14 protein-coding genes are annotated in these 17,151 nt (G+C 66.7%); 6 read left to right on the top strand and 8 right to left on the bottom strand.

What is annotated here, in order from left to right; translation table 11 throughout:
- Positions 1–102 precede the first annotated feature (102 nt).
- Positions 103–849, bottom strand: coding sequence for an SDR family oxidoreductase (locus tag ACFZCE_RS23855; RefSeq protein ID WP_390943005.1), 747 nt, complete (start codon positions 847–849; stop codon positions 103–105).
- A gap of 218 nt (positions 850–1,067) precedes the next feature.
- Here ACFZCE_RS23855 and ACFZCE_RS23850 point away from each other — a divergent pair, with 218 nt between their 5' ends.
- From ACFZCE_RS23850 to ACFZCE_RS23840, 3 genes are all read left to right on the top strand, one after another.
- Positions 1,068–1,619, top strand: coding sequence for a GGDEF domain-containing protein (locus ACFZCE_RS23850; protein WP_390943004.1), 552 nt, complete (start codon positions 1,068–1,070; stop codon positions 1,617–1,619).
- A 96-nt stretch (positions 1,620–1,715) separates the two neighbouring features.
- Positions 1,716–1,994, top strand: coding sequence for a hypothetical protein (locus ACFZCE_RS23845; protein ID WP_390943003.1), 279 nt, complete (start codon positions 1,716–1,718; stop codon positions 1,992–1,994).
- Positions 1,995–2,608: 614 nt separating this feature from the next.
- Positions 2,609–2,962, top strand: a complete 354-nt coding sequence (locus ACFZCE_RS23840; protein ID WP_390943002.1) for a hypothetical protein — start codon at positions 2,609–2,611, stop codon at positions 2,960–2,962.
- Between the two features lie 116 nt (positions 2,963–3,078).
- Here the strand turns inward: ACFZCE_RS23840 and ACFZCE_RS23835 are convergent, their stop codons facing one another.
- Together ACFZCE_RS23835 and ACFZCE_RS23830 are read right to left on the bottom strand one after the other, a co-directional pair.
- A complete protein-coding gene (locus ACFZCE_RS23835; RefSeq protein ID WP_390943001.1) occupies positions 3,079–3,699 on the bottom strand; it encodes a DapH/DapD/GlmU-related protein in 621 nt (206 codons plus the stop codon).
- A 96-nt stretch (positions 3,700–3,795) separates the two neighbouring features.
- Positions 3,796–5,514 carry a thiamine pyrophosphate-dependent enzyme gene (locus ACFZCE_RS23830; protein ID WP_390943000.1) on the bottom strand — a complete coding sequence of 573 codons (1,719 nt, stop codon included), beginning with the start codon at positions 5,512–5,514 and terminating at the stop codon, positions 3,796–3,798.
- Between the two features lie 261 nt (positions 5,515–5,775).
- Between ACFZCE_RS23830 and ACFZCE_RS23825 the strand changes: the two genes are divergently transcribed.
- A complete protein-coding gene (locus tag ACFZCE_RS23825) occupies positions 5,776–7,971 on the top strand; it encodes a TonB-dependent siderophore receptor (RefSeq protein ID WP_390942999.1) in 2,196 nt (731 codons plus the stop codon).
- A 158-nt stretch (positions 7,972–8,129) separates the two neighbouring features.
- On the opposite strand, the gene ACFZCE_RS23820 is transcribed toward ACFZCE_RS23825, so the two are convergent.
- From ACFZCE_RS23820 to ACFZCE_RS23810, 3 genes are all read right to left on the bottom strand, one after another.
- The gene (locus tag ACFZCE_RS23820) at positions 8,130–8,888 is read right to left on the bottom strand and encodes a TSUP family transporter (protein WP_390943036.1); all 759 of its coding nucleotides are present in this window, start codon (positions 8,886–8,888) and stop codon (positions 8,130–8,132) included.
- 53 nt (positions 8,889–8,941) lie between these two features.
- Positions 8,942–10,009 (bottom strand): TauD/TfdA family dioxygenase, encoded by a 1,068-nt coding sequence (locus tag ACFZCE_RS23815; RefSeq protein ID WP_390942998.1) that lies wholly within the window; start codon positions 10,007–10,009, stop codon positions 8,942–8,944.
- A 490-nt stretch (positions 10,010–10,499) separates the two neighbouring features.
- Positions 10,500–12,494 (bottom strand): DUF3656 domain-containing protein, encoded by a 1,995-nt coding sequence (locus tag ACFZCE_RS23810; RefSeq protein WP_390942997.1) that lies wholly within the window; start codon positions 12,492–12,494, stop codon positions 10,500–10,502.
- A 76-nt stretch (positions 12,495–12,570) separates the two neighbouring features.
- Here ACFZCE_RS23810 and ACFZCE_RS23805 point away from each other — a divergent pair, with 76 nt between their 5' ends.
- A complete protein-coding gene (locus ACFZCE_RS23805; RefSeq protein WP_390942996.1) occupies positions 12,571–13,002 on the top strand; it encodes a glyoxalase superfamily protein in 432 nt (143 codons plus the stop codon).
- Here ACFZCE_RS23805 and ACFZCE_RS23800 read toward each other — a convergent pair.
- Positions 12,999–14,324, bottom strand: coding sequence for a sugar porter family MFS transporter (locus tag ACFZCE_RS23800; protein WP_390943035.1), 1,326 nt, complete (start codon positions 14,322–14,324; stop codon positions 12,999–13,001). The two genes, ACFZCE_RS23805 and ACFZCE_RS23800, sit on opposite strands and share 4 nt — an antisense overlap.
- A gap of 334 nt (positions 14,325–14,658) precedes the next feature.
- On the opposite strand from ACFZCE_RS23800, the gene ACFZCE_RS23795 reads away from it, so the two are divergent.
- Positions 14,659–16,182 carry an FGGY family carbohydrate kinase gene (locus ACFZCE_RS23795; protein ID WP_390942995.1) on the top strand — a complete coding sequence of 508 codons (1,524 nt, stop codon included), beginning with the start codon at positions 14,659–14,661 and terminating at the stop codon, positions 16,180–16,182.
- Here ACFZCE_RS23795 and ACFZCE_RS23790 read toward each other — a convergent pair.
- Positions 16,179–17,147, bottom strand: coding sequence for a sugar-binding domain-containing protein (locus tag ACFZCE_RS23790; RefSeq protein ID WP_390942994.1), 969 nt, complete (start codon positions 17,145–17,147; stop codon positions 16,179–16,181). The two genes, ACFZCE_RS23795 and ACFZCE_RS23790, sit on opposite strands and share 4 nt — an antisense overlap.
- Positions 17,148–17,151 lie beyond the last annotated feature (4 nt).

Below are 17,151 nucleotides of genomic sequence, written 5' to 3'. Positions count from 1 at the left end.
CCGCCGTTTGGGTGTTTGCCGGGGTTGTTAGCGCCGTTGGTTATGAGGGTGTGCGTAAATGATTGGCTGCACAGCGTTGCACCTAGGCTCGCGACGCCTGGCCTAGGCCCCAAAGCCGCCGTCGATGGTCAAACTGGCCCCGGTGATATACCCCGCCTGCGGGCTGGCCACGAACGCCACGAAATCGGCGATTTCCTCGGCGGTGCCGTAGCGGTCAAGCGCCATCAGGCCGAGCATGCCTGGGGCCATCTCACCGTCGGCGGGGTTCATGTCGGTGTCTACCGGCCCCGGCTGCACGTTGTTCACGGTGATCTTGCGGGGGCCGAGGTCGCGGGCCATGCCCTTGGCCAGGCCGGTGAGGGCGGCCTTGCTCATGGCGTAGGTGGCGCCACCGGCGAAGGGCATGCGCTCGGCGTTGGTGCTGCTGATGTTGATGATCCGCCCACCTTCGCCCATGTGCCGCAGCGCCGCCTGGCTGGCGACGAACACGCTACGCACGTTGATCGCCAGGGTGCGGTCGAAATCGGCCAGGGCCAGTTCTTCGACCGAGCCCAGCGCCAGCACCCCGGCGTTGTTGACCAGAATGTCGATGCCGCCGAAGGCCTCGGCGGTGGCGGCGACCGCGCGCTCGATGGCCGCGGGGTCGGCGCTGTCGGCCTGGATCGCCAGGGCCTGGCCGCCGCCGGCGGTGATTTCATCGCGCAACGCCTCGGCCTTGGCCGCCGAGCTGGCGTAGGTAAAGGCCACACGGGCGCCGTCGGCGGCCAGGCGCCTGGCGATCGCCGCGCCAATGCCACGGGAACCGCCCTGGACCAGGGCAACTTTATCGGCGAGTAGCTTGGAAGGCATGGGAAGCTCCTGAAAGGTGTTCAAACGAAGGTGCCCGCCCCGGATTACCTGCGGTGTGAGCTTGCCAGCATAGAAGGTTTTGCGTGCCGCGCCGGGCCGTGTTACTGAGTCAGCGAAGCGGCGGCAAGGAGTACCCCACCGCCCCACGTAGTCTTTGAGTTCGCGGATGCAGTGGCCAGACCAGGACGGCGCCGAGCCATCCGCCGAGGCCGCCTGCCATGCACGGTACCGACACCAGCCTGGAGCAACACTGCTTCGCCCAGCTGCGCCCGCTGAAAATCTCCAGTGAGATCCTCGCCACCTTTGCCTGCACCCTGGCCGTGACCCTGGTCAGCCTGAGCCAGGCGGTGCCGCCCTGGCTGTACGGCTACTGCGGGGTGGCGGCGATCACCTGCTACCTCACCGTGCGCGCGCGCAGCACCCGCCAACTGTGGCTCAGCGGCCTGCTCTTGCTGTGCACCTGCACCGCCTGCCTGGGCGCGCTGGCCAGCGCGCTGGGCAACCCGCTGCTGTGGTTCCTGCCGATCGGCCTGGTGCTGAGCCTGCCGGCCGCGATCAATGCCAGCCCCTTGGCCGGGGTGCGCGTTACGCTCAGCGCCGGCCTGGCCCGGCATGTGCCAGGCGAGCCGGTGGTGAGCCTGATGCGCCGGGCCGACCATGCGTTGTATAGCGCCAAGAGCGCGGGGAAGAACCGCTATGCGATAAGCACCGCGGGCACCGAGTGCGGCGCGCTGAACTCAGCCCGCGCAGTCGGCAATGTCATTGATTGACAATCCGCCGGGATCGCCCAAGTGGCTTAGCGGTACTGGCAAAATGGCATGCCATCGGCTAAATAGGCTGTTACAAAGGCCAAAAGGAGCTTGCCGATGCGCCGAGCCATGGGGTGCGCGCTACTGATGTTGCTATGCTCGGCGGCCGCATGGGCCAAGCCCGCGCAGCCGGCCGACGATGAAATCGCCCAGCGGATCATCCAGCAGTCGATGGCCGAGTGGCGCGGCAACTGTGCCTGCCCGTACCAGTTGGCGCGCAACGGCAGCCAGTGCGGCCGGCGCAGCGCGTACAGCAAGCCGGGCGGGTATGCGCCGAAGTGTTATCGGGAAGATGTCAGTGACGAGGACATCGCCCGGTTTCGCCGGCGGGAATAACCGGGGGAGGTGCAGCAGGGCGGCCGGCCCTTCGCCCGGCACAGCCGGAGTGCCGGACCACGGCCTCCCACGAGATTTGTGTAAGTACTTGATTTACGAGGCAACACAGAACCCGTGGGAGGCCGGCTGTGCCGGGCGAAGGGCCCTGAAGCCATGCGCACGGTTCGAAACCCGCGATTTCCGCCCTGATTGGCCTGCCATTCAAGCGTCGGCTTGATGGCTAATGGCCTTAAACCCACCCTGGCGGTAAGCTTCACGTTAGCGCTACGCACTGCCGTTGCGATGCTTCTGAAGGATTCGCCATGCTCCCCACCGACCACCGCGAGCAAACCGAACGCTGGCGTGAAGGCCAAGCCCGCCGCCGGCCGCGACGCTCCACGGCGACCGGCTACTACCTGTTCGCCATTGCTGCCCTGGCGCTGGGCGCATTATTCGCCTGGCCGCGGGTCAACCAATGGCTGCATCACACTCCGGTCGTAGCCGGCGCCCCAACACCCCCTGCGCCCCTCCCACGGGTGCCGGCGCCGCCCCCGCCCGTTGTTGCTCAACGCGAAGCCCCCCGCCCGGCGCCCCCGCAGGTACGTGCGGCCGAGCCTCGCCCCGAGCCCCAAGGCATGGTCTCTGCCCAGTACCTGGCCAACTTCCGCGCCGAGCGAGCGAGCCGCCAAGCGCAGGCCCGCAACCTGAGCCGCGATGTAGACCAGCAATGGATCAACGGCTGGGACGGCCGCCATCGCTACCTCGCCCAGTGGGTGGTGGTGAACAACGCCATCGATGGCGGCAGCGTGTGTGAAAACCAGGGCAGGGGGTCTATCGATTACCGGGAATGCCGCAAGGGCGCCAAGGTGTTTTTTCGCGACCAATGCCGGGCCTGGGCTGCGCGCGCCGCGCAAGAACAGCAAACCTGGAGCGACCAGATGAAGGACCGCTATTGCCACGCCGAGAGCGGGTTCAATCCGTTGGGGTGAGGTGGGGGCAACCGCTCACCTTTACCGCGCGCGATCAATGCTGTGTGCCAGGCCTTACCTGTTTCGTGATAGGCGCGGTGCAGGAGGGCAATGGGCCACCCAGGCCACCCCCAGGCTCACCCGCGCCGCGCCACATACTCGAAGAACCCATCGAAATCCGCGCTGCAAAGCATCGGCGATATGGCCGCCACCTCATCGCTGGGCCACGCCCACCACGCGCTGGCCAGCAGCCGCTGGCGAAGGGGCTCATCGAAGCGCCAGCGGATCACTTTGGCCGGGTTGCCGCCGACGATGGCGTAGGGCGCCACGGGCTTGGTCACCACTGCGCCGGCCGCTACTACCGCGCCATGGCCGATGGTCACCCCCGACATGATCGTGGCCCGCTCGCCGATCCAGCAGTCGCTGCCGATCACCACGTCGCCCTTGCTGTAGCTGAAGTCCTGAACCTGCTTGGCTTCCTTGAACACCAGCGGGAAGGGGTAGTTGGAAATCCAGTCGGTACGATGGTTGCCGCCCAGCAGGATGGTCACGTCGCCGGCGATGGAGGTGTAGGCGCCGATGCGCAGCGTGGCGGTTTCACCGTTGAACTGGCGCACGAAAGGTACGCCGTAGGTGCCGGCGCCGACTTCGAACTGGGGGTACTTGAGGCGGATTTTTTCCGGTAAACGGTCGACTTTTTCCAGCTTTGCCAAGTGCCTGCGCTCATGGCGGTTTTGAAATTTCTGCCAGATTTTCATTTTTATAGGCCTGCCGGCGTATCGAGGGAAACACAATAGCGGCTGCACAGGTTTTTGAACACGCCGGCGCCCAGGCGGCGCCGGCTCCGTCGCGGCTCATTTCACGAAGTTGTCCACCAACAGGTGCGCCACATCCCCGGCGCGGCCACCGAGCACCGCCTTGGCCGAATACAGCGCCATGCCGCTGACTTGGGCGATTTCCACTTTGGGCGGCATCACCAGTTCCTCGGGGTTGACCTTTACATCCAGCAACGCGGGCCCGGGGTAGGCGAGAAACGCCGCCACTGCCTGCTCCAGCTCGGCGGCTTCGCTCACCTGCTGGCCGTGGAAGCCCATCACCTGCGCCAGCGCGGCGAAGTCGGGGTTGTGCAGGCCGGTGTAGTTGTCCAGCAGGCCTTCGACCTTTTGCTCGATCTGCACGAAGTTGAGCGAGGCGTTGTTGTACACGACTACCTTGATCGGCAGATTTTCCTGCACCGCCGTGAGCAGGTCGCCGAGCAGCATGGCCAGGCCGCCGTCTCCGCACAGCGCCACCACCTGGCGCCCCGGGTAGGCCTTCTGCAGGCCCAGGGCCTGGGGCATGGCGTTGGCCATGGTGCCGTGGCGCAGGCTGGTGAGGGTGCGGCGTTGGCCGTTGACGTTGATGTGCCGCAGGATCCACACCATCGGCGAGCCGCCGTCGGCGGTGAACAGCGCGTCGCTGCTGGCGTGGGTGTCGAGCAGGTGGGTCAGGTACTGCGGGTGGATCAACGCGCCGTCGCTGTGGCGTTGGTCGTGGGCGAGGGTTTTCAGGGTTTTCTGGCGCACCTTGAGGCATTGCTCGAGGTAGCTGTGCTCGCTGCGTTCTTCGATCAGCGGCAGCAGGCCTTGCAGGGTGGGCAGCACATCGCCGACCACGCCCAGGTCGATCGGGTGGCGCCGGCCAAGGTGGGCGCCCTTGCGGTCGACCTGGATGATCTTCGCCTTGGCCGGGTAGAACTGCGCCCAGGCGAAGTCCGCACCGAGCAGCAGCAGGGTGTCGCAGTTCATCAGCGCATGGTAGCCAGACTCCACCCCGAACACGCCGGTCATGCCCATGTTGTAGGGGTTGTCGTACTCGACGAAGTCCTTGGCGCGGGAGGTGTGGGCGATCGGCGCCTTGAGCCGGCGGGCCAGTTCGACCAGTTCATCGTGGGCGCCTTCGCAACCAAAGCCTGCGTAGATGGCGATTTTCTTCCCCGCTTGCAGCAACGCGGCCACCTCGGCCAGCTCGCCATCGTTGGGGCGCAGCACCGGGCGTGGGTGGTAGGCGTTGAAGGGGCGGTCGTCCTTGGCCTCGGCGTGGCTGATGTCGGCCGGCAGGATGATCACCGCCACGCCGCCTTCGTTGAGCGCGGTTTGCGCCGCCATCATGGTCACCCGGCGCGCCTGCTGCGGGGTGTACACCTGTTCGCAGAACACTGTGCAGGGGCCGTAGATGGCCTTGAAGTCGACTTCCTGGGGGAAGTCCATGCCCAGCTCGCTGGTGACCACCTGGCTGGCGATCAGCACCATCGGCGCGCCGTTGCGCTGGGCCTCGAACACCCCGTTGATGAAGTGCAGCCCACCCGGCCCGCAAGAGCCGGCGCAGGCGGTCAGGCGGCCACTGATGAACGATTCGGCGCCGGCGGCGAAGGCGGCCACCTCCTCGTGGCGCACGTGCACCCAGGCCATGTCGCTGCGGTGGATGGCGTCGGTGACGTGGTTCAGGGTGTCGCCGACGATGCCGTAACAGTTGCGAACCCCGGCGTCGATCAGGGTTTGCACAACGATTTCAGCGACTTTTTTTCCGGCCATGGGCGGCTCCTTTCACTCTGCGCGGTTGGGCTTGCAGGTTTAGGGGGCGGCCGCAAGCGCGAGTTCAGAGCGATTGCGCGGTGCTGTGATGAAAACCCGTTCAGCCAGGGCGACGGGCACGCGGTAGGCGAATGTATCAAAAAGTATATATCGCATATAGTAATGATAATGATTCTTTGTTAACGTCCATCGCCTTTTGACATATTCAGTCAACTATCGGGCTGGGGCCCCGCGCCGTTTACAAGGAATGGAACGTTTCAGATGCCTAACAACACCTATCATCTGCGCATCAACGCCCTGGCGGTGGTCGTCGCCAGCCTGGCCGCCCAAGGGGCCTGGGGGGAGGGCAGCGCCGCCACGCCCATCCAGTTGCAGGCCTCGCAGGTCACCGGCGAGGCGATCGGCGACGGCGCCGACAGCGGTTACCAGGCCACCAGCAGCACGGCCGGCACCAAGACCAGCACGCCGCTGGCGGAAACGCCCCGTTCCGTGTCGGTGGTCACCCGCCAGCGCCTGGCCGACCAGAACGCCCAGACCCTCACCGAGGTGCTGGGCTACGTGCCGGGTATCTTCGCGCCGCCGTTCGCGGTGGGCGACGGCCTGGCCGGCGACCTGTTCTCGATCCGTGGCTTCAACGCCACCGACTACGGCTACGGCCTGCTCAAGGACGGCCTGCGCCTGCAGGGCAACCGTTACGACACCACCACCGAGCCCTATGGCCTGGAGCGCACCGAGGTGTTCCGCGGCCCCAGTTCGATCCTCTACGGTGAAAACGCCCCCGGCGGCTTGGTCAACCTGGTCAGCAAGCGCCCCACCGAACAGGCCCGTGGCGAGTTGGCGTTCACCTATGGCAGCGACAACCGCCGGCAACTGGCGCTGGACGTGTCCGGCCCGCTGGCCGACGACAAGCGCATCCTCGGGCGCCTGGTGATGCTCGGGCGCAATGCCGATACCCAGGTCGACTCGGTGCCCGACGACCGCCTCTACCTGGCGCCGTCGCTGACCTTCAACTTCGATGCCGCCACCTCGCTGACGCTGCTGTCGAGCTACCAGCGCGACCGTACCCAGTTGCTGCTGGGCTACCCAGCCGCCGGCACCCTGCTGAACAACCCCAACGGCAAGATCGGCAAGCACCAGTACAACGGCAACCCCAACTGGGATGACTTCGAGCGCGAAACCTGGACGCTCGGCTACGAGTTCAGCCACCAGTTCAACGACACCTGGCAGTTCCGGCAGAACTCGCGCTACCTACAGTCACGCCTCGACCGCCATGAAACCTGGCCGAACAACCTCAACCAGGGCGGCTTTGGCAGCACCCTGAGCAGCCTGGCCTACGACCGCGACAACAAGTCGGTCACCTATTCGGTCGACAACCAGTTCGAGGGCCACTTCAATGCCGGGGCGCTCGAGCACACCCTGTTGCTCGGCGCGAGCTTCGACCGCACCTCGTTCAACCAGGACTGGAACGCCGGCCTGGGCGGCACTTACAACGTGTTCGACCCGGTGTTTTCCAGCACCCCGCCGAACACCAGCCAGTACGTGCAGAACTCCCAGCTCGAGCAGCACATGATGGGCGCCTATGGGCAGCTGCAAAGCCGCTACGGCGGCTGGATTTTCCTGCTCGGCGGCCGCCAGGACTGGGTGCACAGCGAGTACCGCAACCGCGCCAGCGCCGCCCGCCCCGGCAGCGCCGCGGTGGCCGGCACCGCGCTGGACGGCTGGGACCAGCGCCTTAGCTGGCAAACCGGCTTGATGTACCAGTTCGACAACGGCCTGGCGCCGTACCTGAGCTACTCCACGGCGTTCACCCCCAGCCAGCAGGCCTCGCAACCCGACGGCGGGCTGTTCGACCCGATCCTCAGCGAACAGTACGAAGCCGGCCTGAAGTACCAGCCCAAGGCTTGGAACACCACCTTCAGCGCGGCGGTGTTCGAGCTCACCAAGAACGACGACGTGGTCGCCGACACCACTGGCTTCAGCCGCCAGGTGGGCAAGAGCCAGGCCCGCGGGGTGGAGCTGGAAGCCAACAGCGACGTGACGAAAAACCTCAGCCTGACCGCCGCCTACACCTACACCGATGCGCGGGTGCTTGACGATGTGCCGGGTTCGCTGTTCAAAGACCACCAACTCACCGGCATCCCGCGCAACCAGGCCTCGGCCTGGGCCACCTACCGCTTCCTTGACGGCCCGCTGCGTGGCCTGCGCCTGGGCGGTGGGGTGCGTTACTTCGACAACACCTTCGCCTACACCGCGCCCACCCTCTACGGCAAGCTGAAAACCAGCGACGTCACCCTGGTCGACGCGTTGGTGGGCTATGACATCAACGCCCACTGGGCGGTGGACGTGAACGCGAAAAACCTGTTCAACAAGGAATACGTGAGCGGCTGCAACAACGCCGGGCGCTGTTACTGGGGGCAGGAGCGCACGCTATTGGGTACGGTGGCGTTTCGTTGGTAAGGGGCTGGGGTTGAGGGCCCCTCGCCCGGCACAGCCGGAGTGCCGGACCACGGCCTCCCACTAGATTTATGTAAGCCCCTGATTTTCAGGGCAATACAAAACCCGTGGGAGGCCGTGGTCCGGCACTCCGGCTGTGCCGGGCGAAGGGCCCTCAACCCTTACCCCGGCAGGTTCAGCCAACCCGCCCAAGGCCCTTGCGGTGCCATCAGCAATTTGGCCGCCATGACACAGCACACGCCGATCAACAAGGGTTTGATCAGCCGCGAGCCAAACCGCACAGCACACCGCGCACCCAACTGTGCGCCGAGCAACGCCGCCGCGCCCATGGCCAGCGCCAGCGGCCAGAGAATGTTGCCCGCCAGTGCGAACACGCACAGCGCGCCAAGGTTGCACGCCGCGTTGAGCAGCTTGCTGTTGCACACCGCGCGCAGAATGCCTTGGCCCATGACCAGCACGAACGCCACCATGAAGAACGAGCCCACCCCTGGGCCGAATACCCCGTCGTAGAAGCCAATCAACGGCGCCAGCGTCAGGCAGAAGGCAGCGGCCCCCAGCCGGGCGCGGCGTTCCTGATTGTTCAAGGTGGGGCTGAGCGCGAAGTACAGCGCGACGGCGATCAGTAACGCTGGGGCGAGCGCTTCGAGCAGCGTGCGTGGCACCAGGTTGACCGACAGCGCCCCGGCGGCGCCGCCGAGGAAGGCCATCGCCGCCATGGGCAGGCCCCGGCGCCATTCGATCATGCCTTTGCGGGCAAATGCCGCGGTGGCCGAGACGGTGGCCGAGGCGGCCTGGAATTTGTTGGTGGCCAGCGCGGCGACGGGGTCGATGCCGGCCAACAGCAGGGCAGGCAGGGTAATCAGCCCACCGCCGCCGGCAATGGCGTCGAAAAAGCCCGCGGCCAGGGCAATGCCGGCCATCAGCAGGATCAGTGAAAGGTCGAATTCCACGTAGGTTCCTTAAAGGGCCAGGCTCAGCCCTTGACGATCAATGGGTCGGCGTTGAGCACGATGGGCGTGGCGAAGCGTGAGTAGCCGAACAGGCGGATTAGCAGGCGGCGGTTATCGCGCACGCTGTCGCGGCAGTGCAAGGCGCGGTAGTTGTTGATCAGCAGTGCTTCGCCAGGGCTCAGGGCGAAACGCAGTACGTCAGTGGCCGCCAATGCGCTGGCCAACGCCTCGAGGGCTTCGCCGGCGGCAGGGCTGGCCTGGGCGTTGAGCGTATGCCGATAGCTGTTGTAGCGCAGCGCGAAGCCGCCATGGGGGTCGAACTGCAGCAGTGGCACGCCGCTACCGCCGGTTCCCTGGCCGTGCAGGAAGCAGTCGCTGCGGCTGTAGTCGAATGAGGGGGAGGCCAGTGCCAGCGCGGCCTGTGCGCCGAGGCGGTCGATCACCGGTGCCATCGGGATGATGCTCGTGGGCTCGGCCAGTGGGTTCCAGCGTGCGCTGAGGATCAGCGAAGAGGGCGCGGGTGAATGGCCGCCCTGTGCGTGTACCGCGCAGTGATAAGGCGCCTCGGTGTGCGGGCCGAGGGCCAGCCCGGAGTGGGAGCTGAGCGCTGCGGGCTGCCCGGGCGCTTCCCCGGGCCTGGGCTGTACCCCGCCCCCGGCAAAGTTACCGACGAAGCGGATCAATTGGCCGTCGTTGTCGAGGTCGTAGGCAAAGGCGCGGTGCTGTACCAGGTGCAGCAGGATTTCGCTGCGGGCGGCTAGCAACAGGCAGTACGGGTCGCCTTGCAGGGCGGGTAACGCCGGCAAGTGCGTGGGTGGCGGGGCAGGGTCGGGGTCGACCAGGCCGCGGCACTCGAGTACCGCCAGTTGGCCGTCGGCGTAGTGGCGTACCACCGCTTGTTGGGTACTCTCGAGGTTGCGGTAGAGATGGCGCGCTGCGAGGGCCGCGCGGCTTGCCGCGCCAGGGCATTCCGGGCCACCGGTGGCGGCCACGGCCTGGGCTTCGCAGTGCAGCAGCATGGCTTGGGCAGGGTTGAACTGCAGGCGGCAGAGTTCGGGGTTGTCTAGCGGTTCGGTGCAGGGAGAATGCATGGAGGCGCTTCCATTCTTGTTATTTTGAAGGAGGAGGGGCGCGCCTAGAATCGATTCAGTTCGCGGTGGTGTAAACCGCTGATGAGGATCCAATATATTGCCGAATATGACGATGTAACTGATTGTTTCTGAAGGGAATACGCTACAGAGGTCACGCAGCGGGCCCCTGGCCCGGCTGCGCCGTAATGCTGTTCATTTAAGCAATTAGAGCGCTAATTGAGGGTCAAAAGCCCCGATTTCTCCCGATGATTTTACCGAGCGCATGATCCGACCGGCCCTTCGCCCGGCACAGCCGGCCTCCCACGGGTTCTGTATTGCCTCGTCAATCAAGGATTTATACAAATCCAGTGGGAGGCCGGCTGTGCCGGGCGATAGGCCCTGAAGCTCATGCACAAAATCAGCAGAGCTCACATGTTCATGCCCTCCACGAGGCCATGAAGTTGCTTAAGTGAACAGCATTACGGCTGCGCCGGGCTAAGGGCCCTTGAACCTAGCGCCGAATCGTTTTCAGCAGGTCTTCGGGCGAAATGTGCCCCACCACCTGCTTCACCGCGCTACTGCCCGGCAGTGGCAGGTCGAGGATGTGCCCCTTGATCTTGCCCACTACGTGCATCTCGCACGGCTTGCAGTCGAACTTCAGCGTCAGCACTTCATCGCCATGCACCAGCTGCATTGGCGCCACCTTGGTGCGCACGCCGGTCACGCCCTTGGCCTGCTTGGGGCACAGGTTGAACGAGAAGCGCAGGCAGTGCTTGGTGATCATCACCGGCACTTCGCCGAGCTCTTCGTGGGCCTCGTAGGCGGCGTCGATCAGCTTGACCCCATGGCGGTGGTAAAAGGCCCGGGCCTTCTCGTTGTAGACGTTGGCCAGGAACGACAGGTGCGACTCGGGGTACACCGGTGGCGGGCTGGTTTCGGCCTTGCGGTAGCCGCGCGGGTGGGCGGCCACGCGGGCGCTGTCGAGCGCCTCGATGGCTTCGCGGCGCAGCGCCTTGAGCTGCGAGTTGGGCACGAAATACGCCTGCGGCGCCACCAGCTCGACGGCCGTGGCGTGGTAGGCGGTGGTGCCCAACTGGCCGAGCAGGTCGTGCAGTTGCTCCAGCGCCTGCTCCGGTTTGTTGGCCACGCCGAACGGGCCGTCGAGGGCCACGCTGACGCTCACGCCTTCTTCACTGGTGGCGGTGAGGGTCAGCGCGTCTTCCAGCAGCACGGCGTGCCAGGCCAGGCCGATGCGGCGCTCGGCGGAGGTTTTCTGCAGGGCCTGCTGCCAGTTGTGGTCGAGGTTGCGGCTCAGCGGGTGGTTCGGCCGCAGGCGGTACAGCCCGGCGGGCATCTCGTTGGGTTCGACGCGGTAGCGGTAGCGCGGCGCGCCGTCTTCCTCGAACTCGCCGCGGGCTTCGGCGATGTTGGCGCGAAAGCCCACCACTTCGCGCTTGACCAGCACGTTCAGGCCGTCGCCGTTGCTCAGCGGCTCATGGGTGACCACCAGCATGTCGTGCTTGTTGACCTTCTCGACCACGCCCACCGGCAGGCCGGTGAAGGTCGGCGAGTCGAAGGCGCCGATGTCGATCTTGCGGTCGGTGACGAAGTAATCGGTGCTGCCGCGGTGGAAGGTTTTGTCCGGGTCGGGCAGGAAGAAGTGCGCGGTGCGGCCGCTGGAGGCCGGCGCCAGCTCCGGGCGGCCTTCGAGGATGTTGTCGAGACGCTGGCGGTAATAGGCGGTGATGTTCTTCACGTAGCCCATGTCTTTGTAGCGGCCTTCGATCTTGAACGACCGCACGCCGGCATCGACCAGCGCGCTGAGGTTGGCGCTCTGGTTGTTGTCTTTCATCGACAGCAGGTGTTTTTCGAACGCCACCACCCGGCCCTGGTCGTCTTTCAACGTGTAGGGCAGCCGGCAGGCCTGGGAGCAGTCGCCACGGTTGGCGCTGCGCCCGGTTTGCGCGTGGGAGATGTTGCACTGGCCGGAGAACGCCACGCACAGCGCGCCGTGGATGAAGAACTCGATGGCCGCGTCGGTTTCGTCGGCAATCGCGCGGATTTCCTGCAGGTTCAGCTCGCGCGCCAGCACCAGTTGGGAGAACCCGGCCTGGTCGAGGAATTTCGCCCGGGCCAGGGTGCGGATGTCGGTCTGGGTGCTGGCGTGCAGCTCGATCGGCGGGATATCGAGTTCCATTACGCCGAGGTCCTGCACGATCAAGGCGTCGACGCCGGCGTCGTACAGCTGGTGGATCAGCTTGCGCGCCGGTTCCAGCTCATGGTCGTGAAGGATGGTGTTGATGGTGGTGAACACCCGCGCATGGTAGCGGCGGGCGAACTCCACCAGCGCGGCGATCTCGCCCACCTCGTTGCAGGCATTATGGCGCGCGCCGAAGCTCGGGCCGCCGATGTACACGGCGTCGGCGCCATGCAGGATGGCCTCGCGGGCGATCGCGGTATCGCGGGCGGGGCTGAGCAATTCGAGGTGGTGTTTGGGCAGCGGCATTTTTTCTATTCTGGCGGATCACGGTAGGCGCGCATTGTAGCGGCCAAATGCGCCGGAGGCACGGGGCGCCTGCCCGATGGTGCGCGGCGGCTACGCGGCGGGTATGCTGCGCCACGCCCTCACACCTCGCACAAGGACCTGCCCCGTGATCGCCTTCATGCAAACCTCGCCCATCCTGCGCAGCTTCGACGCCGCCAAAGCCAAGGCTTTCTACCTGGAGTTTCTTGGCTTCAACCTCGACTGGGAACACCGTTTCGAGCCTGAACTGCCGCTGTACATGCAGGTGTCCCGCGCCGGGCTGGTGCTGCACGTGAGCGAACACCACGGTGATGCCTGCCCGGGCTCGACGGTGTACGTGACCATGACCGGCGTCGAGGCTTACCAGCAGGAATTGCTGGCCAAGCAGTACGGCTACCAGCGGCCGGGCATCGAAGTGCAGGCGTGGGGCCGGGTGATGACGGTCACCGACCCGTTCGGCAACCGCATCCGCTTTTGCGAGCCGAGTTAAAGCTCTTTTTTCATGTATTTTTCGATCTGTTCCAGCGACTTGCCGCGGGTTTCCGGCAGGCAGAAGCACACGAACAGCAGCGAGGCCACGTTCAGCGCCGCAAAACCGTAAAACGTGGCGTTGCCGAACCACTGCAGGGCGATCGGGAAGGCAAACGCCACCAGCGCATTGAACAGCCACTGCATCGACACCGCCACGCCGGTGAGCAGGCCGCGCACCTGGTTGGGGAACAGCTCGCTCATCAGCAGCCAGTACACCGGCGAGATGCACATCTGCATGAACAGCAAGAACACCAGGATGCAGGCCAGCGCCAGGTAGCTCTGGGTGAGGTCGTTGGGCAGCAGCAACAGCACGCTGCCCAGCGCCAACTGGGCGACGATCACCACGCTCAGGCCGCCCATCAGCAGGGTGCGCCGGCCCACCCGGCCGATGGCCCAGATGCCCAGCAAGGTCGCCAGCACCGACACCACGCCGTTGCCGATGGTCGCCGCCAGCGCGGCGTGGGTGCCCATGCCGGTGCTTTTGAGGATGATCGGGGTGTAGTACATGAAGGCGTTGACCCCGGTGAACTGGATCACGAAGCCCAGGCCGACACCGATCAGCAGCAGCTTGACCACCCAGCCTTGGTGCAGCAGTTCGCCCACCGGCGGGTGATGCTTGGCGGCCTTGGCGTGTTCGTGCAGTTCGTTGGCTTCTTTCTCGGCTTGTTCGGGGGTATCGCGCAGGCGCTCGAGCACCGCCTTGGCGTCTTTGATCCGGCCCTTGGCGGCCAGCCAGTGCGGTGAGCTGGGCACAAAGAAGGTGCCGATGAACAGCAGCGCGCCCGGCACCGCGGCGATCGCCAGCATGTAGCGCCAGATGTCGTTGCGCTGCAGGGCGTAGGCCAGCACTGCGCTGAGCACGTAGGCCATCAACTGCCCAGACACGATCATCAGCTCGTTGCGGCTGACCAGCCGGCCGCGGCGCTTGGGCCCGGCGATTTCGGCGATGAACACCGGCACCGTGGCCGAGCCGCCGCCCACGGCGATGCCGAGCACGAAACGCATGGCGACCATCACCGTGACCGACGGCGCCACCGCCGTGCCCAGCGCGCCGAGCACGAACAGCACCGCCAGGGTGCGCAGGGTGGTACGCCGGCCGAAGCGGTCGGAGAGGTAACCGCTGGCCAACGAGCCAATGGCCGCGCCGACGATCAGCGAGGCGGTGATCAAACCCTCGGTGACCGGGTTCAGGCCCAGCCCGCCTTGCTCGGCGGGCAGGGTCATGAAGGGCAGGGCGCCAGCGATGATGCCGGTGTCGTAGCCAAAAGCCAGGGCGCCCATGGTGGCGACCAGTACAGTGATGAAGATCAGCCGCCCCGCGGGGGGCGTGGCGGCTTCCTGGGTGGGGGTGGCAACGGCTGCATTGGGCATGAAGGGGTAATCCGAAAAGCGAACGAAGGGGCTAGAGAAGTCTATGAACCGTGTCTGCAATGGGAGTTCCGCCGAGATGGCGGTTTGATAGCGCACGGCGATATGCCGCCTTGCACGGTGCACCCCGTGGGTTCATGGGTATTCCAATCCCTCTACTGGATTGCCACCGATGGCCCCTTCGCGCGCGAGCGCGGCTCCTACACTCTTGGCAGCACGCAGAATAATTAGACCTGGAGCCCCCGCAATGCTGCCGCCGTTGATCATCACCCTCGACCTCAGCACCACCGCCTGCAAGGCCATCGCCTGGGGCCCGCGGGGCCAGCTCATCGCCCAGGGCCGGGCGCCGCTGCAGATGCTACGCCCGGCCGCCAACGCCTACGAGCAGGCCCCCGAAGCCTGGTGGGCGGCGGCCCAGGAGGCGTTGCGGCAGTTGTTCGCCGAGGTGCCGGCGCGTGGCGTGGCGGCGCTGGCGATCACCACCCAGCGCGAAAGCGTGGCGCTCACCGGTGCCGATGACCAACCGCTGCGCCCGGCCATGCTCTGGCTCGACGAGCGGCGCAAGGCTGAGGTCAGCGCGCTGTGCCAGCGGCTGCCGAACCTGCACGCCGTCAGCGGTAAACCCTGCGACTGGTCGCCGGCGGTGTTCAGCCTGGCCTGGCTGGCGCGCCATGAGCCGGCGCTGTTCGCCCAGGTGCGCCACGTGTACGACCCCCACGCCTGGCTGGTGCGCCAGCTCACTGGCGAGTTCGCCACCAGTTGGGCCAGCGCCTGCCCGTTCGGTTGCTTTGACATCACCCACTACCGTTGGGCCGATGAGGTGCTGCAAGCGCTGCCGTTGGCCGCCAGCCACTTCCCGCCGGCGCAGGCGCCGGGCAGCCTGCTCGGCGAGGTGAGCGCGGCGGCCGCGGCCAGCACCGGCCTGCCGGCCGGCACCCCGCTGATCGCCGGCGGCGGCGATGGCCAGGCCGGTGGGCTGGGCAGCGGCGTGGTGCGCCCGGGGCTGGCGTACCTCAACCTGGGCACGGCGATCGTTTCCGGGGTGTACAGCCCCAGCGCGCGCATCGCCCCGGCGTTTCGCACGCTGTGCGCGCTGGACCGCGAGGGCTACATCCTGGAAACCTCGCTGCGCTCGGGCACCTTGCTGATCAGCAGCCTGCTGCGGCAGTTTTTCAATATCGACCTGGCGCAACAGCCCGAGCGCCTGCCGCGCCTGGAGCGGCGCGCGGCGAGGGTGCCGGCCGGCAGCGGCGGCCTGCTGCTGTTGCCGTACTGGAACGGGGTGATGAACCCCCACTGGGACGCCGACGCCCGCGGCTGCCTGCTGGGCCTGAGCCCGGACCACGGCCGTGGCCACCTGTACCGCGCGGTGCTCGAGGGCATCGCCCTGGAACAGGCGCTGGCCACCCATGCCGTGGAGGCCGCCACTGGCCAGGCGGTGCAAGCCTTCGTGGCCATGGGCGGCGGCGCCGCCAGCCGCCTGTGGTGCCAGATTTTCGCCAATATCTGCGACCGGCCGTTGCTGCGCGCCGCCACCCAGGAGGCCTCCAGCCTCGGCGCCGGCATGGCCGCGGCGGTGGGGGTGGGCTGGTATTCGAGCTTCGGCGAGGCGGCCGCGGCGATGGCGCCGAGCGGCGAACGCTTCGAACCGCACGCCGCCTTGCGCGGCTTTCACCAGGAGCTGCTGGGGCTGTACCGGGACCTCTACCCCAGCGTGCGCGCGCTGTACCCGCGGCTGGCGCGGCTGGCCGCTGGGCCGGGTACGCCTTAACCCTCGGCCAAGCGCAGCGCCGCCGCCTCGTCAATCACCAGTTCATGCACCAGCCCACGGCCGAGTACCGCGCGGATGATGTCGGCCTTGTACGGCCCGCCGCTGACCAGCACGACCTTTTTGATGTGCGCCAGGTCTTCGAGGCTCAGCCCCACCGCGCGGCGGTTGAAGGGGTGGTCGACCTCGCGGCCGTCGCGGTCGAGCCAGCGCCCGAGCAGGTCGCCCACCGCCCCGGCGTCGCGCAGCGACTGCGCGCTGGCCGGGTCGACCAGGCCCAGTTCGAGCATCAGCGAGCGCTCGGTCAGGTCGCCCACGGTCAGCAGCGCCAGGTCGGCCTCGCGGGCCTGGCCCAGCACCGCGCGCACCGACTGCTCGGCGAGGATCATGTCGCGGTAGGTTTCGCTCGGCGCGAACACCGGCGCGGCCAGGTAGTAGTAGGCGCCGCCGAACAGCCCGGCCAGGCTCGAGGCAATCTCCACGGTGTTGTTCGCCGAGCCATAGTGCAGCCCACCGAGCAGGCTGAGCACGGTGAGCCTGGGCAGGCTGCGCGCCTCCAGCTCGCGCACCGCCTGGCGCAAGGTGCGGCCCCAGCCCACGGCAACCGTACAGCCGTCACGCAGCTGCGCCTCGACGGTGGGCGCCACGCCCACGCCAAGCACGCGGAAGATCTGCGCCGGGTCTTCCGGGGAGGGCACCACGGTGGCCCGCTGCAGGCCGAAGCGCGCTTGCAGCGCATGCTCCAGCGCCACGCAACTGGCCAGCGGCGAGTTGATGCGAAACTGCACCAGGCCGGTTTCCCGGCAGGTCGCCAGGGCCTTGTTGACCCGCACCCGGGTGATGCCGAAGTGGTCGGCGATCTGCTGCTGGGTCATGTGGGTGACGTAGTAGTACCAGGCGATACGGATGTTCAGTTGGTCGTCGGGGTTGCCGGCTGCAACGGCCAGCGGCGGCTGAGGGATCTGCACAACG

The organism is Pseudomonas sp. NPDC007930 (genome assembly GCF_042958985.1).
GTDB lineage: Bacteria > Pseudomonadota > Gammaproteobacteria > Pseudomonadales > Pseudomonadaceae > Aquipseudomonas.
This window is presented reverse-complemented; position numbering and strand designations above follow the sequence as displayed.